The sequence below is a fragment of the Streptomyces albidochromogenes genome, from assembly GCF_005981925.1.
GTDB lineage: Bacteria > Actinomycetota > Actinomycetes > Streptomycetales > Streptomycetaceae > Streptomyces > Streptomyces albidochromogenes.
This window is the reverse complement of sequence record NZ_VBVX01000119.1, coordinates 1-18694: the sequence shown is the minus strand read 5'-3', so window position 1 is coordinate 18694 and position 18694 is coordinate 1. Positions and strand designations below refer to the sequence as shown.

The following is an 18694-nucleotide window of genomic DNA, read 5'->3' as shown; positions in this document are numbered from 1 at the left end:
GTGCGGGGCGCGCGGGTGGCCGGGTGGCGCGTGAGGACGAGCCAGGGCAGTACGGCGACGGCGGCCAGGATGCCCCACACGGCGAGGCCGGTCTGCCAACTGCCGCCCAGTGCCCGCGTCATGGGTACGGTGGCGGCCGCGGCGAGGGCGGTGCCGAGGGCCAGGGCCATCGAGTAGAGCCCGGTCATCTGGCCGACGCGGTCAGGGAACCAGCGCTTGACGATGACCGGCATCAGGATGTTGCTCACCGCGATGCCCATGAGGGCGAGGGCGCTGGCGGCGAGGAAGCCGGCCGTACCGCCCAGGTAGGGGCGGATCAGCAGGCCGGTGGCGATGGCCGCCATGCCCGCGCAGACGATGGCGCCGGGGCCGAAGCGGCGGGCGAGGCGGGGCGCGGTGAGGCCGAAGAGCGCGAAGCACAACGGCGGCACGGAGGTCAGCAGGCCGGCCACGCTGCCGCTCATGCCCAGCCCGGAGCGGACCTCCGCGAGGAGCGGTCCCAGGCTGGTGATGGCCGGGCGGAGGTTGAGCGCGGCGAGGACGAGCCCGAGGACCACGAGCCGGGTGACCCAGACCGACCGGGGCCGGGTCTGCGGCCGGGTCCGGGGCTGTACGGAGGCTTCGGCGGCGGGGTTCAGGGTTCGGGTCTCGTCACTGGCCATGGATCCATCATAGAATCATGGGATGATTGGTTGTCCAATCCTGAACCAGGGAGCACAGGCACTATGGCGCTGACGTCACCCCGCCGTTCGGCGCTCGCCGACCAGGTGATCACCGAGCTGCGCAACCAGATCACCTCCGGCGAGTGGCCGGTGGGGTCGCGGATCCCGACCGAGCCCGAGCTGGTCGAGCAGCTGGGCGTCGCCCGCAACACCGTCCGCGAGGCGGTGCGCGCGCTGGCGCACAACGGGCTGCTGGACATCCGGCAGGGCTCCGGCACGTACGTGGCGGCCACCAGCGAGCTGGCCGGCGTCATGCACCGCCGGTTCGCCGACGCCGACCCCCGCCACATCGCGGAGCTGCGCTCGACCCTGGAGTCCTCGGCGGCCCGGCTCGCGGCGCGGCGGCGTACCGAGCGGGACGTGCGGCAGCTGGACGCGGTGCTCGCGCGGCGCGAGGAGGCGTGGGCGTCGGGCGACGCGGAGCTCTTCGTACGGGCGGACGCGACGCTGCACCTGGCCGTGGTCGCGGCCTCGCACAACGACGTGCTGATCGGGCTGTACGCGGACCTCGGCGACCTGCTGCGCGACTGGCTGCGCGAGGACGTGGGGCAGGAACTGCGCCCCGAGGACCACATGGACCACGGGCGGCTGATCGAGGCGATCCGGGACCGGGACGCGGACACGGCGGCCGTCGAGGCGGCGGGTTACTCGCTCAAGTGCCTCGGGGACCGGGTGTAGGCCGGGGCGGCGGCGTACGCGCCGCTACATCCGGTGGTGGCTGACCCAGGCCGTGCGGACCTCCTTCCAGCAGCGGTCGGTCAGGCGCACGGTCTGCGCGGGTCCCACCTCGACGGGGGAGCCGTCGGCGTCGATGTCCCACCAGCGTTCGCACTCGGTGTGCAGACGGACCAGGTCGGACACGGGGTACGGGTTGTGGCAGTACGCGACGACGCGCGAGCCCTCGACGGTCGTACGGCAGGTCGCGCCGAAGAGGGCGACCCCCGGGGCGGTCTGCCTCACCTTCGCGGGCTTGCGCCCGGGGTCCGACGCGCGATCGGCGACGGCCGGGGCGGCCAGTGCGGCGACGGCGGCCAGGGCCAGCGCGCCGGCTGCGGCTCGACGGTTCGACGGGCGCACATGCGCCACCTCCTCCCCACTGAGCGCCGGGTACGTCCCGGTTTCCTCAGTGTGCGGGGAGTCGCCGGTCTTTTCGACTCGGGGGACCCGATCATGCACGGAGGGTCACCGCGGGCGGTGCCCGGACGCGCGGAAGCCGCGCGGCCGTCGGGCGGACGGTCGCGCGGCTCGAGGAAGCGGTGCGGGTTACGCGCCGATCGCGTGCAGACCGCCGTCGACGTGGATGATCTCGCCGGTCGTCATCGGGAACCAGTCGGAGAGCAGCGCGACGACGCCGCGGCCGGTCGGCTCCGGGTCGTTCATGTCCCACTTCAGCGGGGAGCGCTCGTCCCAGACGCCCGCCAGGTCCGCGAAGCCGGGGATGGACTTGGCCGCCATGGAGCGGATCGGTCCTGCGGAGATCAGGTTGCAGCGGATGTTCTCCGGGCCCAGGTCGCGGGCGAGGTAGCGGGAAGTGGCCTCCAGCGCGGCCTTGGCGGGGCCCATCCAGTCGTACTGCGGCCAGGCGAACTGGGCGTCGAAGGTGAGGCCGACGACCGAGCCGCCGGAAGCCATCAGCGGGCGGCAGGCCATGGTGAGCGACTTCAGCGAGAACGCCGAGACGTGCATCGCCGTGGCGACCGACTCGAAGGGCGTGTTGAGGAAGTTGCCGCCGAGCGCGTCCTGCGGCGCGAAGCCGATGGAGTGGACGACGCCGTCGAGGCTGCCGAGTTCGGCGCGGACCAGGCCCTCCAGCCGGTCCAGGTGCTCGGTGTTGGTGACGTCCAGCTCGATGACCTTGGCCGGCTTGGGCAGCTTCTTCGCGATGCGCTCGGTCAGCGTGGGGCGGGGGAAGGCGGTCAGGATGACTTCGGCACCCTGCTCCTGGGCCATCTTGGCGGTGTGGAAGGCGATGGAGGACTCCATCAGCACACCCGTCACGAGGATGCGCTTGCCGTCGAGAATTCCACTCATGTGATCAGTGACCCATGCCCAATCCGCCGTCAACCGGGATGACGGCTCCAGTGATGTACGACGCGTCGTCGGAGGAGAGGAAGCGCACGGCGGCGGCGATCTCCTCCGGCTGCGCGTAACGGCCGAGCGGCACCTGGGCGACGATGCCCCGACGCTGCTCGTCCGTGAGCACTCCGGTCATGTCGGTGTCGACAAAGCCGGGCGCCACGACGTTGAAGGTGATGTTGCGCGAGCCCAGCTCACGGGCGAGCGAGCGAGCGAAACCGACCAGACCGGCCTTGGACGCGGCGTAGTTCGCCTGCCCCGCCGAGCCGAGGAGCCCGACGACCGAGGAGATCAGCACGACCCTCCCCTTCTTGGCGCGCAGCATGCCGCGGTTGGCCCGCTTGACGACCCGGAAGGTGCCGGTGAGGTTGGTGTCGAGTACGGACGTGAAGTCCTCCTCGGACATCCTCATGAGGAGCTGGTCCTTGGTGACGCCGGCGTTGGCCACCAGCACCTCCACGGGACCGTGCTTCTCCTCGATCTCCTTGTAGGCCTGCTCCACCTGTTCCGTGTCGGTGATGTCGCACCGGACGGCGAGGCAGCCGAGTTCGGTCAGGGCGGCCGGTGGTTCGCCGGAGCGGTACGTGAACGCGACCTTGTCGCCGGCTTCGGCGAAAGCTCGGGCGATGGCGAGGCCGATGCCCCGGTTTCCTCCGGTGACGAGAACCGAGCGGCTCAACGGATCACCCTTTCCATAGCGGTCTGGTACTGACCGAAACTATCGGTACCGGCCCACGTACGGAGAATCGGGCCCTGACAGCGCGTACCGACGCCCTCTGTCGGGTCCCTACAGAATGTGGTGGGCAAGGGGCCTGTGATCACGACATGATCTGAGGGACCGGTCTCGACGACAGGAGTCATCCGTGCCTCATTCCATCGACGAAGCGTTCACAGCGCTGCCGCTGCGCGCGCTCGCCGACGCGGCGCTCGCGCGGGCCCGCGCGCTGGGCGCCGACCATGCCGACTTCCGCTTCGAGCGGGTGCGCAGCGCGTCCTGGCGGCTGCGCGACGCGAAGCCGTCGGGCTCATCCGACACCACGGACCTCGGGTACGCGGTGCGGGTGGTGCACGCCGGCAGTTGGGGCTTCGCGTCCGGCGTGGACCTGAGCATGGACGCCGCCGCGCGGGTCGCGGGGCAGGCCGTGGCGATGGCGAAGCTGTCGGCGAAGGTGACCGGGGCAGCCGGGTCCGACGAGCGGGTGGAGCTGGCGGACGAGCCGGTGCACGCCGACCGGACGTGGATCTCGGCGTACGACATCAATCCGTTCGACGTGCCGGACGAGGAGAAGGCGGGGCTGCTCGCCGACTGGAGCGCCCGGCTGCTGGCGGCCGACGGCGTCGCGCACGTCGACGCCTCGCTGCTGACCGTGCAGGAGAACAAGTTCTACGCGGACACGGCCGGCACGGTCACCACGCAGCAGCGGGTACGGCTGCATCCGCAGCTCACGGCGGTCTCCGTGGACGCGGCGACCGGTGAGTTCGACTCGATGCGCACGATCGCCCCGCCGGTGGGGCGCGGCTGGGAGTACCTGCTGGGGACCGGCTGGGACTGGGACGGCGAGCTGGAGCGGATGCCCTCGCTGCTCGCCGAGAAGATGCGCGCGCCGAGCGTGGAGGCGGGGATGTACGACCTGGTGGTCGACCCGTCGAACCTGTGGCTGACCATCCACGAGTCGATCGGGCACGCGACGGAGCTGGACCGCGCGCTGGGGTACGAGGCGGCGTACGCCGGGACCTCCTTCGCCACCTTCGACCAGCTCGGGAAGCTGGCCTACGGCTCGCCGGTCATGAACGTGACGGGCGACCGGACCGCCGAGCACGGGCTCGCCACCGTCGGGTACGACGACGAGGGCGTCGAGGCGCAGTCGTGGGACCTGATCACGAACGGCACGCTCACCGGCTACCAGCTGGACCGGCGCACCGCGAAGCTGACGGGCCTGGGCCGGTCGAACGGCTGCGCCTTCGCGGACTCCCCCGCGCACGTGCCGGTGCAGCGCATGGCGAACGTGTCGCTGCGGCCGGATCCGGGCGGGCTGTCCACCGAGGACCTGATCGGCGGCGTCGAGCGCGGGATCTATGTCGTCGGTGACCGCTCGTGGTCGATCGACATGCAGCGGTACAACTTCCAGTTCACCGGCCAGCGCTTCTTCCGGATCGAGAACGGGCGGCTCGCGGGCCAGCTGCGCGATGTGGCGTACCAGGCGACGACCACCGACTTCTGGGGATCGATGACCGCCGTCGGCGGCCCGCAGACGTATGTCCTGGGCGGCGCCTTCAACTGCGGCAAGGCCCAGCCGGGCCAGGTCGCGGCCGTCTCGCACGGATGCCCGTCGGCTCTTTTCCGCCGCGTCAACATCTTGAACACCACGCAGGAGGCCGGACGATGAGCCGCACAGCCAAGCCGTACGAGATCGTCGAGCGGGCGCTGGAGCTGTCCGCGGCCGACGGCTGCGTGGTGATCGCCGACGAGCACTCCTCCGCCAATCTGCGCTGGGCGGGCAACGCGCTCACCACGAACGGGGTCACGCGCGGGCGCACGCTCACCGTGATCGCCACCGTCGACGGCGGGCGGGGCACGGCGTCGGGCGTCGTGTCCCGGTCCGCCGTCACGGCCGACGAGCTGGAGCCGCTGGTACGGGCGGCCGAGGCGGCGGCGCGCGGCGCCGGGCCCGCGGAGGACGCCCAGCCGCTGGTGTCCGGGGTGCCGGACTCCCCCGGCTTCAAGGACGCGCCCGCCGAGACCTCGTCCGGTGTCTTCACCGACTTCGCGCCCGCGCTCGGCGAGTCCTTCGCCCGCGCGCGGGCCGGCGGCCGTGAGCTGTACGGCTTCGCGAACCACGAGATGACGTCCACCTATCTCGGTACGTCGACGGGTCTGCGCCTGCGGCACGACCAGCCCAACGGCACCCTGGAGATCAACGCCAAGTCGCCGGACCGCAGCCGCTCGGCCTGGGCCGGGTACTCCACCCGGGACTTTCGCGACGTGGACCCGGCGGCCGTCGACGCCGCCCTGGCGACGCGTCTGGGCTGGGCCGAGCGCCGGATCGACCTTCCGGCGGGGCGCTACGAGACGCTGCTGCCGCCCACCGCCGTCGCGGACCTGCTGGTCTACCAGCTGTGGTCGTCGGCGGCCCGGGACGCCGCCGAGGGCCGCACGGTGTTCAGCGGGCCGGGCGGCGGGACCCGGGTCGGCGAGACGCTGTCCGAGCTGCCGCTGACGCTGCGCAGCGACCCGTACGAGCCGGGGCTGGAGTCGGCGCCGTTCGTCGTCGCGCACTCCTCGGGCGACGACTCGTCGGTCTTCGACAACGGCCTGCCGCTGGCACCGACCGACTGGGTGCGCGACGGCCGGCTGGAGCACCTGGTCACGACGCGGCACAGCGCGGGGCTGACCGGGCTGCCGGTGGCCCCGGCGATCGGCAACCTGGTGCTGGACGGGGGCGGCGAACGCTCGCTGGAGGAGATGGTCGCCTCGACGGAGCGGGGGCTGCTGCTGACGTGCCTCTGGTACATCCGCGAGGTCGACCCGGCGACGCTGCTGCTCACCGGGCTGACCCGGGACGGCGTGTACCTCGTCGAGAACGGGGAGGTGGTCGGCGAGGTCAACAACTTCCGGTTCAACGAGTCGCCGGTCGACCTGCTGTCGCGGGCGTCCGAGGCCGGGCGTACGGAGAAGACGCTGCCGCGCGAGTGGGGCGACTGGTTCACGCGGGCCGCTATGCCGGCGCTGCGCGTCCCGGACTTCAACATGAGTTCGGTCAGCCAGGGCGTGTGACGCCCATAGACTGACCTGAGCAATCCACAGCGTTCGAAACGTCCAAGGAGAGTCAAGACCGTGACCGACATCGTCGACGAGCTGAAGTGGCGCGGGCTGTTCGCCCAGTCCACTGACGAGGACGCACTGCGCAAGGCGCTCGCGGACGGTCCGGTCACGTTCTATTGCGGCTTCGACCCGACGGCGGCCAGCCTGCACGTGGGGCACCTCGTGCAGGTCCTCACCGTCCGCAGGCTCCAGCAGGCCGGTCACCGGCCGATCGCCCTGGTGGGCGGGGCCACCGGCCAGATCGGTGACCCGCGGCCGACGGCCGAGCGCACGCTGAACGACCCGGAGACGATCGCGAACTGGGTGGCGCGGCTGCGCGCCCAGATCGAGCCCTTCCTGTCCTTCGAGGGCCCGAACGCGGCCACTATGGTCAACAACCTGGACTGGACCGCCGGGCTTTCCGCGATCGAGTTCCTGCGGGACATCGGCAAGCACTTCCGGGTCAGCAAGATGCTCGCCAAGGACTCGGTCGCCCGGCGGCTGGAGTCCGACCAGGGCATCAGCTACACGGAGTTCAGCTACCAGCTGCTCCAGGGCATGGACTTCCTGGAGCTCTACCGGCGTCACGGCTGCACCCTCCAGCAGGGCGGCAGCGACCAGTGGGGCAACCTCACGGCGGGTCTCGACCTGATCCACCGCCTGGAGCCGCACGCGAACGTGCACGCGCTGGCGACGCCGCTGATGGTCAAGGCGGACGGGACCAAGTTCGGCAAGTCCGAGAGCGGTGCCGTCTGGCTCGACCCGGAGATGACCACGCCGTACGCGTTCTACCAGTTCTGGCTGAACGTGGACGACCGGGACATCTCGCGGTACATGCGCATCCTCAGCTTCAAGAGCCGCACGGAGCTCGAGGAGCTGGAGAAGCTCACCGAGGAGCGGCCGCAGGCGCGCGCCGCGCAGCGCGCGCTGGCCGAGGAGCTGACGACGCTGGTGCACGGCGCCGAGCAGTGCGCTGCGGTCGTCGCGGCGTCGAAGGCGCTGTTCGGGCAGGGCGAGCTCGCCGGTCTCGACGAGGCGACGCTGGCCGCTTCGCTGTCCGAGCTGCCGCGCGCCGAGGTCGCGGAGCTCGGGTCCGTCGTGGACCTCTTCGTGGCGGTCGGCCTCGCGCCGAGCAAGTCGGCCGCCCGCCGTACGGTCAAGGAGGGCGGGGCGTACGTGAACAACGTGAAGGTCGCCGACGAGGAGGCCGTACCGGCGTCCGGGGACCTGCTGCACGGCCGCTGGCTCGTGCTGCGGCGCGGCAAGAAGAACCTGGCGGCGATCGAGGTCGCGGCGGGCTGAGCCGCGCGCGGGCAGAGCGCGTACGGGAAACGGCCGGGAGCGCGGACCACGCCCAGGCCGTTTTCCGTGCCGTCTTCGCGGGTGCGAGCGCGGGAGAGCGCTCAGGCCCGGCGTCTCGAGCCCTTCATCTTGGCGTAGAGCATGTCGCCGAGTCCGACGATCACCACCGCGCCGATCAGCTGGAGCAGGTGCCTGATCCAGTCGATTCCCTTGGTGTCGTCGACGCCGATGCCGCCGGCGACGGCGTTCCCGACGATGCTGCCGAGGATGCCGCACACGATCGTCAGCCACAGCGGGATCTGCTGCTTGCCCGGGATGATCGCCTTCGCGATCAGACCGAGCACCAGGCCCACGATGATCGCCCACAACCAGCTCATGTCGCCTCCTCATCGGCGCGGTGTGCGCAGGTGGGGCCAGTCTGGTCCGGCCGACCGTCGGGCGCACGCCGGACGCCGCCATCCGGGGCCCGCCCGCCCTCGGGCGGGCGGGCCGGGGACGCCCCGCTCTCGATGGCGGCAGAGCGGCGGCGTACCGTGGAAGGCGTCCGGTCAGCGAACGTCCGGCAGAGAAACGGGTGGTGCCACGTGATGCGGAAGAAGAGCGGCCCCGAGGTCTTCCGGATCACCGGGGCCCGGCCGGCCCTCGCCGACGACGTGCGGGGGCGTCAGCGCCGGTATGTGATCTCGATGTCGGTACGGACCCTGTCGGTGATCCTGGCAGCGGTCCTGTGGAACGTGGAGCGGCACGTCGCGATCGTCGCGCTGGCGCTGGGCCTTTTGCTCCCGTACATCGCCGTGGTGATCGCCAACGGCGGCCGGGAGAACGCCTCTTCGCTGCCGTCCGCGCACCTTCCGACGCCCGTCCGGCCGGCTCTGGAGAGCCCGCCGGAGCGCCCCGAGGAGGAGTCCGCGCCGGAGGTGCGGAGTCCGGGTGGTGAGCCCCAGCCGCGTGAACAGAGCTGATCCCGCGCGGTCTGCAAAGCTCAATAAAAGCTCAGATCAATCATGAAGTTCCGGTGCACCGCACCCCATGTCGCGTGACATACTTCGTAAGCGCTCCGCATCCCCCGTCGGAGCGACGGACCGACGCCGGGCAGCTCCCCCCGTGGCTGCTCGGCGTCGCCTTTTTGACCTAGGGTTGAGTGCGTGAACTCCCCTGATTCCCTTCTTTTCCCAGGTTCCGCCGAAGACGGCGCCGCTGTCTGCTCCGCCAAGGGCTGCCGCTCGGACGCCGTGTGGGTCCTCGCCTGGAACAACCCGAAGCTGCACACTCCCGAGCGCCGCAAGACGTGGCTGGCGTGCGACGAGCACCGTGAGCACCTTTCCCAGTTCCTGGGCGTACGCGGCTTCCTCAAGGACGTGGTGACGCTCGCGGAGTGGGAGGGGCGCTCAGCCTCCGATGGCTGACATGGGCCGGTCGGGCTGCAGGAAGGACGGGTCGTCCAGGCCGGAACCCGCCTTCTTGCCCCACATCGCCAGCTTCCACAGCCGGGCGATCTCCTCGTCGGGGGCGCCGGAGCGCAGGGCCCCGCGCAGGTCCGACTCCTCCCGGGCGAACAGGCACGTCCGCACCTGACCGTCGGCGGTCAGCCGGGTGCGGTCGCAGGCGCGGCAGAACGGGCGGGTGACCGAGGCGATGACCCCCACGCGGTGCGGGCCGCCGTCGACGATCCAGCGTTCGGCCGGCGCCGAGCCGCGCTCGTCCTCGCCCTCGGCGGTGAGCGTGAAGCGCGTGCGCAGGGACTCCAGGATGTCACCGGCGGTGATCATGCCGTCGCGCTTCCAGCCGTGCTGGGCGTCGAGCGGCATCTGCTCGATGAAGCGCATCTCGTAGTCGTTTTCCACGGCCCAGGCCAGCAGGTCGGGGGCCTCGTCGTCGTTGAGCCCGGGCATCAGGACGGCGTTGACCTTGACCGGGGTCAGGCCCGCGTCACGGGCGGCCGCCATGCCGTCGATGACGTCGTGGTGGCGGTCGCGGCGGGTGAGGGTCTTGAAGACGTCGGGGCGCAGGGTGTCGAGCGAGACGTTGACCCGGTCCAGGCCGGCCGCCTTCAGGGCGGTCGCGGTGCGCTTGAGGCCGATGCCGTTGGTGGTGAGGGACATCTTGGGGCGGGGCGCCAGAGCGGCGCAGCGCTCGACTATGCCGACGAGCCCGGGGCGCAGCAGCGGCTCGCCGCCGGTGAAGCGCACCTCGGTCACTCCGAGGTCGGTGACCGCGATGCCGATCAGCCGGACGATCTCGTCGTCCGTGAGCAGATCGGGCTTGGCGAGCCACTGCAGGCCCTCTTCGGGCATGCAGTACGTACAGCGCAGATTGCAGCGGTCGGTGAGCGAAACACGCAGGTCAGTGGCTACTCGGCCATAAGTGTCGATAAGCATCCTCGGCCCCCTCCCCGATCCGGAAATTCGTCTGTGTCGAACGCTGTCGAGCCTACGCGACGCCACCGACATCACGGGGGCTCCGATACCACGAGGAGCGGTGCGGCCGCGTCGTACGACTCTACGACGCGGCCGCGGGGGCACAGCTGTGGGAAAGGCGGAGAGTACGACGTCGGGTGCGTTCAGTGCGCGCCGATGCCGGTGAGTGACTTGACCTCCAGTTCCGCGTACTTGCCCTTGTCGGGCTCGTCCTTGGAGAGGACGGATCCGAGCCAGCCGAGCAGGAAGCCGAGCGGGATCGAGATGAGGCCCGGGTTCTCCAGCGGGAACAGGGCGAAGTCGACGCCGGGGAACATCGAGCTGGGCTTGCCGGAGACGACCGGCGAGAACAGCACCAGGCCCACGGAGGCGGTCAGACCGCCGTAGATGGACCACAGGGCACCCTGCGTCGTGAACTTCTTCCAGAACAGGCTGTAGAGGATCGTCGGCAGGTTGGCGGAGGCGGCGACCGCGAAGGCGAGGGCGACCAGTCCGGCGACGTTCAGGTCGCGGGCCATCGCGCCCAGGGCGATGGAGACGACGCCGATGGCCACCGTGGCCCAGCGGGCGGCGCGTACCTCCTCCTTCTCCGTGGCCTTGCCGCGCCGGATGACGTTGGCGTAGATGTCGTGCGCGAACGACGACGAGGACGCCAGGGTGAGGCCCGCGACGACCGCGAGGATGGTCGCGAAGGCGACCGCCGAGATGACGGCGAGCAGGATCGCGCCGCCGGGGGAGTCGGCGCCGCCGCCGATCTCCAGCGCGGCGAGCGGGGCCGCCGTGTTGCCGGCCTTGTTCGACGCGATGATGTCGCCGGGCTTCAGCAGGGCCGCGGCGCCGAAGCCGAGCACGATGGTCATCAGGTAGAACGCGCCGATGATGCCGATCGCCCAGTTCACGGACTTGCGGGCGGCCTTGGCCGTGGGGACGGTGTAGAAGCGGATCAGGATGTGCGGCAGGCCGGCGGTGCCGAGGACCAGGGCGATGCCGAGCGAGATGAAGTCGAGCTTCGAGGTGCCGGACGCGCCGTACTTGAGGCCGGGCTCCAGGAACGCCGACCCCTTGCCGCTGTTGGAGGCCGCCGTACCCAGCAGGTCGGACAGGTTGAAGTCGAACTTCAGCAGGATCAGGAAGGTGATCAGCAGGGTGCCCGCGATGAGCAGGACGGCCTTCACCATCTGGACCCAGGTGGTGCCCTTCATGCCGCCGATGGTGACGTAGACGATCATCAGGATGCCGACCAGGGCGACGATCAGGATCTTGCCCGCGTCGCTGGTGATGCCGAGGAGCAGCGAGACCAGGACGCCGGCGCCCGCCATCTGCGCGAGCAGGTAGAAGATCGACACGACGATGGTGGAGGTGCCCGCCGCGGTGCGCACGGGGCGCTGGCGCATGCGGTACGCGAGGACGTCGCCCATCGTGTAGCGGCCGGAGTTGCGCAGCGGTTCGGCGACGAGGAGCAGCGCGACGAGCCAGGCGACCAGGAAGCCGATGGAGTACAGGAAGCCGTCGTATCCGAAGAGGGCGATGGCGCCGGCGATGCCGAGGAACGACGCGGCGGACATGTAGTCGCCGGAGATGGCGAGGCCGTTCTGGAAGCCGGTGAACTGGCGGCCGCCGGCGTAGAAGTCGGAGGCGCTCTTGGTCTGGCGGCCCGCCCAGACCGTGATGAACAGGGTGGCGACGACGAAGAGGCCGAACAGGGTGATGATCAGCGGGCGGTGCTCGCTCGCGTCACCGGCGGCGGCGAGCTGGACCGTCGCCGTCGTGGTCAGCGCGGGGCTCATGCGTCGGCCTCCATGCGGGACTTGATGGCCTCGGACTTCGGGTCGAGCTGCGTGGCGGCATGACGCGAGTAGAACCAGGCGATGAGGAAGGTGGTGGCGAACTGGGCGATGCCCAGGACGAGCGCCACGTTGATGTTGCCGAAGACCTTGGTGCCCATGAAGCCGCCCGCGTAGTTGGACAGCAGGACGTACAGCAGGTACCAGGCGATGAAGGCGATGGTCAGGGGGAAGGCGAAGGACCGGTGGGCGCGGCGCAGTTCGCCGAATTCGGCGCTCTCCTGCACCTCGACGAACTCCTGCGTCGTGTGCCCTGTCCGGATCAGGCCCGTGCCGCCCTCGGGCGGTGGTGCGTCGGTTGCCACGGAATCTCCTCGCGAGGCGGATGCGGTGGGTGGGGTGGACAAAGTGACCTCACTGGTGGGGGGTGATGGTGCTCGTCCCCCTGACAACGGCACGGATCGCATCGCGTCTCGGTTCGGCATCCGCCATTTCTTTTCCGAACACGTTGATACGAACGCATGATCGGCGCTAGCTTCACTCGTCATGTACCCGCTCATGTGCACCCGCGCAGGGGCGGCTCTCACGGATGATGTGGAGAACCCATGGCTCATCTGGGATCCAGACGGCAGCGCGCACTCGCCCTGCCCGTCGGACTGGCTCTCACGGCTACGCTCGGCTTCCTGCCCGGAGCGGCCGCCTCGGCCGCGCCGCTGGACGGCTCCGACGCCCCGGTGGCGGTCGACACCACCGGTCCCAAGCTGTCGTACGTGGTCAACACCAAGGGTGGCCACGGTGCGAGCGCTTCGGTGAAGCGGGCGATCGCCAAGGCCGGCGGCACGGTGGTGAAGGCGTACGACCAGATCGGGGTCATCGTCGTCCACTCGCAGAACCCGGACTTCGGCAAGCAGATACGCAAGGCCAAGGGCGTTGCCTCGGCGGGCGCGACCCGTACCTCCCCGCTCACTCCGGTCGGCATCACGGAGGAGGGCACCACGCAGAAGCTGTCCGCGGCTGGGGCCGCGAAGGCGAAGGAGGCCGCGGCGCCCGGCCAGGAGCCGCTGGAGGCCAACCAGTGGGACATCCGGGCCATCGGCGCGGACAAGGCCGCGAAGGTCAACGACGGCAGCTCGAAGGTCACCGTCGGCGTGATCGACACCGGTGTCGACGACACCCACCCGGACCTCGCGCCGAACTTCTCCAAGTCGCAGTCGGCCAACTGTGTCGGCGGCGTCGCGGACTCCTCGGAGGGCGCCTGGCGCCCGTACACCGACGGCAGTGACCACGGCACGCACGTCGCCGGTACGATCGCCGCTCCGCGCAACGGACTCGGCGTCGCCGGTGTCGCGCCGGGCGTGAAGCTCGCGGGCATCAAGGTGAGCGAGCCGGGCACCAGCCTCTTCTTCACCGAGGCCGTCGTCTGCGGCTTCGTGTGGGCCGCCGAGCACGACATCGACGTGACGAACAACAGCTACTACGTCGACCCGTGGATGTTCAACTGCAAGGACGACCCGGACCAGAAGGCGCTGCTCGACGCCCTGACGCGCGCCACGAAGTACGCGGAGCGCAAGGGCGCCCTGAACGTCGCCGCGGCCGGCAACTCGAACTTCGACCTGTCGGCCGACGAGATCCTCGACGACTCCAGCCCGAACGACAGCACCCCCGGCGACCGGATCATCGACCCGTCGGAGTGCCTTGACGTCCCGACCCAGCTGCCGGGCGTCATGACGGTCACCGCGACGGGTGACAAGAACGTCAAGTCGTACTACTCCAGCTACGGGTACGGCGTCGCCGATGTCGCGGCCCCCGGCGGCGACAAGTGGCAGATCCCGGCCACGCCGGACGCCAACGGCCGGGTCCTGTCGACCGTCCTCGACGGCGGCTACGGCTACAAGCAGGGCACTTCGATGGCCACCCCGCACGTCGCGGGCGTAGCCGCGCTGCTCAAGAGCGCGCACCCGAAGGCGACCCCCGCGCAGCTTCAGCGCCTGCTGAAGAAGCAGGCCGACAACCCGGGCTGCCCGAGCCACGTCTACGACGCCGCGGGCAACTGGGTCGAGGCCACCACCTGCGAGGGCGGCAAGAACTACAACGGCTACTACGGCTCCGGCGTCGTCGACGCGCTCGACGCCGTCAAGAAGTGACCGTCCGAGGCTCCGCCGACCTGCGAACCGGAGATTTCATGACGCCGCACCGCACCCCGAGGTCCCGCCGCACCGTGGCCCTGTCCGCGGGCATGGCCACCGTCGCCGCCCTCGCCTTCCTGCCCGGCACCGCGTCGGCCACCTCGGCCGACGTGCTCGGCGCGAAGGCCGCCGTCCCGGCGGTGACCGAGGCGGCGGGCACGCCGCTGAGCTACGTCGTCAACGTACGGCCGGGCAAGGGCAATTCGGCCAAGGTGAAGAAGGCCGTCCGCCGGGCCGGCGGCACGATCGTCCAGGCGTACGACCAGATCGGCGTGATCGTCGTGCACTCGTCGAACGACGCGTTCGCGAAGACGATGCGGGGGGTCAAGGGCGTCCAGTCGGCGGGGGCGACCCGCACGGCGCCGCTGCCCGCCCAGTCGACGAAGGACGTCGGTACGCCGAAGGCGCTCACCGGCGCCCAGGCCGAGGCGGCCTCCGCGGCCGCCGTCGCCGGCGAGGACCCGTTGCAGCCGTTGCAGTGGGACCTGCCCGCCATCAAGGCGGACCAGGCCCACGAGAAGACGCTCGGCAGCCGGAAGGTCACCGTCGCCGTGCTGGACACGGGGGTCGACGACACCCACCCGGACCTCGCGCCGAACTTCGACCGCGAGGCGTCCGTCAACTGCGTGACGGGCAAGCCCGACACGGCGGACGGCGCCTGGCGCCCGTCGGCCGAGGAGAGCCCGCACGGCACGCACGTGGCGGGCGAGATAGCCGCCGCGAAGAACGGCGTCGGCGTCACCGGTGTCGCGCCGAGCGTCAAGGTCTCGGGCATCAAGGTGTCCACGACGGCCGGCTTCTTCTACACCGAGTCGGTGGTCTGCGGCTTCGTGTGGGCGGCCGAGCACGGCGTCGACGTGACGAACAACAGCTATTACACCGACCCGTGGATGTTCAACTGCAAGGACGACCCGGACCAGAAGGCGCTCGTCGACGCCATCGTCCGGGCCTCGCGGTACGCCGAGAGGAAGGGCGCGGTGAACGTCGCCGCGGCCGGGAACTCGAACTACGATCTCGCGGCGGACTCGATCCATGACACGACGAGCCCGAACGACACCACTCCGGTGCCGCGCGACATCGACCCGGGCGAGTGCCTCGACGCCCCGACGCAGCTGCCGGGCGTCGTGACCGTCGCCTCGACGGGTGCCAAGGGCCTGAAGTCGTCGTTCTCCAACTACGGGCACGGTGTCGTCGACATCGCGGCTCCGGGCGGCGACAGCACGGCGTACCAGAAGCCCGCGCCTCCCGCGACGAGCGGTCTGATCCTGGGCCCGGTCCCGGGCGGCAAGTGGGGCTACATGGCGGGTACGTCGATGGCGTCCCCGCACGTGGCGGGCGTCGCGGCGCTCATCAAGAGCACCCACCCGAAGGCCTCGGCGCAGCGGATCAAGTCCCTCCTGGCGAGCCAGGCGGACGCGGCCGCGTGCACCGACCCGTACGACATCAACGGCGACGGCAAGGTCGACGCGGTGTGCGAGGGCGGGAAGAACTACAACGGCTTCTACGGTGTCGGCATCGCCGACGCGCTGGACGCCGTGACGAAGAAGAAGTAGGCAGCACCAGCAGGTGAGCGGGCCGCCCGGATTCCGTCCGGGCGGCCCGTTCCCGTGGGCCGGGGCGTCACGGCTTGACGAGCACCTTGAGCGCGGTGCGCTCGTCCATGGCCCGGTAGCCCCCGGGTACGCCGTCGAGTCCGACGGTGGCGTCGAAGACCGGCGACGGGTCGACCGTCCCGTCGAGGACGTCCGGCAGCAGCTGAGGGATGTACGCGCGCACCGGCGCCACTCCCCCGCGCAGCGCGATGTTGCGGTCGAAGAGCACGCTCAGGTCGAGTCCGGTGCCGCTGCCGTGCGGGACGCCGACGTAACCGATCGCGCCGCCGTCGCGGGTGATCCCGACGGCGGTGCGCATCGACTGCTCGGTGCCGACGGCCTCGATGACGGCGTGCGCGCCCTGCCCGCCGGTGAGTTCGCGTACGGCCTCGACCGCCGCCTCGCCGCGCTCGGCGACGATGTCGGTGGCGCCGAACGTCTTGGCGATGTCGGTGCGCGCCCGGTGGCGGCCCAGCGCGATGATCCGCTCGGCCCCGAGCCGCCGGGCGGCCAGCACCCCGCACAGCCCGACCGCGCCGTCACCGACGACCGCGACCGTCGAGCCGCGCCGCACACCGGCGCCGACGGCGGCGTGGTGTCCGGTGCCCAGGACGTCGGAAAGGGCGAGGAGGCCGGTCAGGAGCCGGTCGTCGGAGACGGCGGCGGCCGGGAGCTTGACCAGCGTGCCGTCGGCGAAGGGCACCCGTACGGCTTCGCCCTGTCCGCCGTCGGAGCCGACGGAGCCCCAGAAGCCGCCCCGGGGGCACGAGGTGTGGAGCCCCTCGGCGCAGTACTCGCACGTGCCGTCGGACCACACGAAGGGCGCGACGACGAGATCGCCGGGCGTGAACCCGGCGACCCGTGACCCGGCCTCCTCGACGACGCCGAGGAACTCGTGCCCGATGCGCTGTCCGGGCTGCCGGGCGGATTCGCCCCGGTAGGCCCACAGGTCGCTGCCGCAGATGCACGCGCGCAGGACGCGGACGACCACGTCGGTGGGCTCCTGGACCCGGGGGTCCGGCACCTCCTCCACGCGGATGTCGTGCGGGGCGTGGATGACGGTGGCGCGCATGGGTGGGTCCTCGGTGCTCAGACGGTGGTACGCCCTTCACCGTACGCCGCGGAGCCGGCGGCGGCGTCCGGCCGCCCCAGCACTCCCTTGACCAGCAGGTACTGTGCCGCGAGGTAGGTGAGCATGATCCAGAAGTCGGGGGCGGGGAGCTGGGGCCACCCGGCCACGCCGGTGGCGATGAGGGTGTCGGAGAGCAGGAAGAGCGCGCCGCCGAGTCCGGCGTGCGGGCCGAGGCCGCCCGCGCGCAGCGCCATGGCCGTGAGCAGCAGGCTGTATCCGGCCACCGGGACGCGCAGGTCCGCGGGCAGGTCGGGCCACAGGAGGGCGACCGTGGTCAGGAGCGCGACGGCGTATCCGGCGGCGACGGGCCGGGACGTGCGGCGGCCTCGGAACAGCAGGAGGTAGCAGACGTGACCGGCGGCGAAGGAGGTCATGCCGACGAGGAACGCCCACTCGGCGTCGGCGAGCAGGAACACGTCGCCGCCCCAGCCGAAGAGCAGCGCCGCGATCAGGAGACGGGGGCCGCGGGCCGCGACGACGTGTCCGGCGAGCAGGGGCATCAGGAGCGGCTTGGCGATCTGGTGGCCCAGGTCCGCGCCCGCGACGAGCGCGCCGAGGTCGGCGAGGGCGGCGACGGCGAAGGCGGCCAGGAGCCCACGGGCCCACGCGGCGCGCCGGCCGCCGGCCGGTCCGGCGCCCGCCCGGGGGGCGGCGGGGGCGGCCTCGGCGGCGCTCACGCGGCCTGTCCCGCGGCGGCTTCCCGCTCCTGCCCTGCGACGTGCGGCTCGGCCGGCCGAGGCTGCCAGCCGGGGCCCCGGAAGATCCGCCCGGCGCGCTCGCGCCAGGTGGTGGCGGCGCGTACGTCGCGGGCGATGGCGGCGTACTCGTGGGTGGCGACCCGCAGCGGGTTGTAGGTCTCGATGTTCTTGGTGAGGCCGTAGACGGGCCGCTCGGTCTCGGCCGCGAAGGAGCGGAAGAGCCGGTCCCAGACGATCAGGATGCCGCCGAAGTTCCGGTCGAGGTAGCCGCCCTGGGAGGCGTGGTGGACGCGGTGGTGGGAGGGCGTGTTCAGGACGTACTCGAAGGGGCGCGGCAGCTTGCCGACCCGTTCGGTGTGCACCCAGAACTGGTAGACGAGGTTCGCGGAGGAGCAGAAAGCGAGCGCCGCCGGGTGCACGCCGCAGGCGATGAGCGGCAGGTAGAACGGCCAGACGGTGAGGCTCGTCCAGGGCTGGCGCAGGGCGGTGGTGAGGTTGAACTTGCGGCTGGAGTGGTGGACGACGTGGCAGGCCCACAGGACGCGGATGACGTGGTGGCCGCGGTGTGACCAGTAGTAGAAGAAGTCCTGCGCGAGCAGCATCAGCGGGATCGTCCACCACAGGAGGGGGACGCGGGCGGGTGTCAGCTCGTACACCGCCATGTAGATCGCGACGATCGGGATCTTCCAGAGGAAGTCGAACGCGATGCTGCCGAGCCCCATGCTGACGCTGGTCACGGCGTCCTTGGTCTCGTATCCCGCGGCGTCTTCGTCGGGATGGAGGCGGTAGCTCACGATTTCGAGCACGGTGAGCAGTACGAAGGCGGGTATCGACCACAGCACGACATCGGGCAGGTTCGGCATGCCCGCACGATAGAGCCGCAGGTGGGCGCTCGACTAGGGGTTGTTACCGACAAGTATGCGAGACGGCCTGTCAGCAGCGGTGCGCGACGTGCCTCCGTACCCCAGCGCGCCCCTAGACCC

Annotated in this window: 19 protein-coding genes; 8 read left to right on the top strand and 11 right to left on the bottom strand. The window is 71.0% G+C overall.

Annotated features, from left to right (window positions below):
• On the bottom strand, positions 1-662 hold a 662-nt coding region (locus tag E2E34_RS17290; RefSeq protein ID WP_138902813.1), incomplete at its 3' end, for an MFS transporter.
• Positions 663-725: 63 nt separating this feature from the next.
• Between E2E34_RS17290 and E2E34_RS17285 the strand changes: the two genes are divergently transcribed.
• A complete protein-coding gene (locus tag E2E34_RS17285) occupies positions 726-1400 on the top strand; it encodes a FadR/GntR family transcriptional regulator (protein ID WP_138902812.1) in 675 nt (224 codons plus the stop codon).
• A 24-nt stretch (positions 1401-1424) separates the two neighbouring features.
• On the opposite strand, the gene E2E34_RS17280 is transcribed toward E2E34_RS17285, so the two are convergent.
• From E2E34_RS17280 to fabG, 3 genes are all read right to left on the bottom strand, one after another.
• The gene (locus tag E2E34_RS17280) at positions 1425-1799 is read right to left on the bottom strand and encodes a hypothetical protein (protein ID WP_138902811.1); all 375 of its coding nucleotides are present in this window, start codon (positions 1797-1799) and stop codon (positions 1425-1427) included.
• Positions 1800-1985: 186 nt separating this feature from the next.
• Positions 1986-2753 carry an enoyl-ACP reductase FabI gene (fabI, locus tag E2E34_RS17275; protein ID WP_138902810.1) on the bottom strand — a complete coding sequence of 256 codons (768 nt, stop codon included), beginning with the start codon at positions 2751-2753 and terminating at the stop codon, positions 1986-1988.
• A gap of 4 nt (positions 2754-2757) precedes the next feature.
• Positions 2758-3477, bottom strand: a complete 720-nt coding sequence (fabG, locus tag E2E34_RS17270; protein WP_138902809.1) for a 3-oxoacyl-[acyl-carrier-protein] reductase — start codon at positions 3475-3477, stop codon at positions 2758-2760.
• Between the two features lie 184 nt (positions 3478-3661).
• Between fabG and E2E34_RS17265 the strand changes: the two genes are divergently transcribed.
• The 3 genes from E2E34_RS17265 to tyrS are packed head-to-tail and all read left to right on the top strand — an operon-like array spanning position 3662 to position 7902.
• Positions 3662-5185: a TldD/PmbA family protein gene (locus tag E2E34_RS17265; RefSeq protein ID WP_138902808.1), complete on the top strand. Its 1524-nt coding sequence runs from the start codon at positions 3662-3664 to the stop codon at positions 5183-5185.
• A complete protein-coding gene (locus E2E34_RS17260) occupies positions 5182-6573 on the top strand; it encodes a metallopeptidase TldD-related protein (RefSeq protein WP_138902807.1) in 1392 nt (463 codons plus the stop codon). The genes E2E34_RS17265 and E2E34_RS17260 overlap by 4 nt, the downstream gene beginning before the upstream one ends.
• A 60-nt stretch (positions 6574-6633) precedes the next feature.
• Entirely contained in the window at positions 6634-7902 is a 1269-nt protein-coding gene (tyrS, locus tag E2E34_RS17255) for a tyrosine--tRNA ligase (RefSeq protein ID WP_138902806.1), read from the top strand.
• Positions 7903-8003: 101 nt separating this feature from the next.
• On the opposite strand, the gene E2E34_RS17250 is transcribed toward tyrS, so the two are convergent.
• Positions 8004-8279 carry a GlsB/YeaQ/YmgE family stress response membrane protein gene (locus E2E34_RS17250; RefSeq protein ID WP_138902805.1) on the bottom strand — a complete coding sequence of 92 codons (276 nt, stop codon included), beginning with the start codon at positions 8277-8279 and terminating at the stop codon, positions 8004-8006.
• Positions 8280-8489: 210 nt separating this feature from the next.
• Here E2E34_RS17250 and E2E34_RS17245 point away from each other — a divergent pair, with 210 nt between their 5' ends.
• Positions 8490-8864 carry a DUF3099 domain-containing protein gene (locus E2E34_RS17245; RefSeq protein ID WP_138902804.1) on the top strand — a complete coding sequence of 125 codons (375 nt, stop codon included), beginning with the start codon at positions 8490-8492 and terminating at the stop codon, positions 8862-8864.
• Positions 8865-9047: 183 nt separating this feature from the next.
• Entirely contained in the window at positions 9048-9308 is a 261-nt protein-coding gene (locus tag E2E34_RS17240; RefSeq protein WP_138902803.1) for a hypothetical protein, read from the top strand.
• Here E2E34_RS17240 and moaA read toward each other — a convergent pair.
• From moaA to E2E34_RS17225, 3 genes are all read right to left on the bottom strand, one after another.
• On the bottom strand, positions 9291-10280 hold the full coding sequence (gene moaA / locus E2E34_RS17235) for a GTP 3',8-cyclase MoaA (protein WP_138902802.1): 990 nt from the start codon (positions 10278-10280) through the stop codon (positions 9291-9293). The genes E2E34_RS17240 and moaA overlap by 18 nt on opposite strands.
• A gap of 182 nt (positions 10281-10462) precedes the next feature.
• The gene (locus tag E2E34_RS17230; RefSeq protein ID WP_138902801.1) at positions 10463-12106 is read right to left on the bottom strand and encodes a monocarboxylic acid transporter; all 1644 of its coding nucleotides are present in this window, start codon (positions 12104-12106) and stop codon (positions 10463-10465) included.
• Positions 12103-12468, bottom strand: a complete 366-nt coding sequence (locus E2E34_RS17225; RefSeq protein WP_229843286.1) for a DUF485 domain-containing protein — start codon at positions 12466-12468, stop codon at positions 12103-12105. The genes E2E34_RS17230 and E2E34_RS17225 overlap by 4 nt, the downstream gene beginning before the upstream one ends.
• A 240-nt stretch (positions 12469-12708) precedes the next feature.
• Between E2E34_RS17225 and E2E34_RS17220 the strand changes: the two genes are divergently transcribed.
• Together E2E34_RS17220 and E2E34_RS17215 are read left to right on the top strand one after the other, a co-directional pair.
• Entirely contained in the window at positions 12709-14247 is a 1539-nt protein-coding gene (locus E2E34_RS17220) for a S8 family peptidase (protein ID WP_138902800.1), read from the top strand.
• A gap of 38 nt (positions 14248-14285) precedes the next feature.
• Entirely contained in the window at positions 14286-15842 is a 1557-nt protein-coding gene (locus E2E34_RS17215; protein WP_208765265.1) for a S8 family serine peptidase, read from the top strand.
• Between the two features lie 67 nt (positions 15843-15909).
• Here the strand turns inward: E2E34_RS17215 and E2E34_RS17210 are convergent, their stop codons facing one another.
• From E2E34_RS17210 to E2E34_RS17200, 3 genes are read right to left on the bottom strand one after another with little or no spacing between them, the layout of a single operon-like run.
• Entirely contained in the window at positions 15910-16953 is a 1044-nt protein-coding gene (locus tag E2E34_RS17210) for a zinc-dependent alcohol dehydrogenase family protein (RefSeq protein WP_138902799.1), read from the bottom strand.
• Positions 16954-16970: 17 nt separating this feature from the next.
• On the bottom strand, positions 16971-17690 hold the full coding sequence (locus E2E34_RS17205; protein ID WP_138902798.1) for a lysoplasmalogenase: 720 nt from the start codon (positions 17688-17690) through the stop codon (positions 16971-16973).
• The gene (locus E2E34_RS17200; protein ID WP_138902797.1) at positions 17687-18574 is read right to left on the bottom strand and encodes a sterol desaturase family protein; all 888 of its coding nucleotides are present in this window, start codon (positions 18572-18574) and stop codon (positions 17687-17689) included. Before E2E34_RS17200 ends, E2E34_RS17205 begins: the two co-directional genes overlap by 4 nt.
• Positions 18575-18694 lie beyond the last annotated feature (120 nt).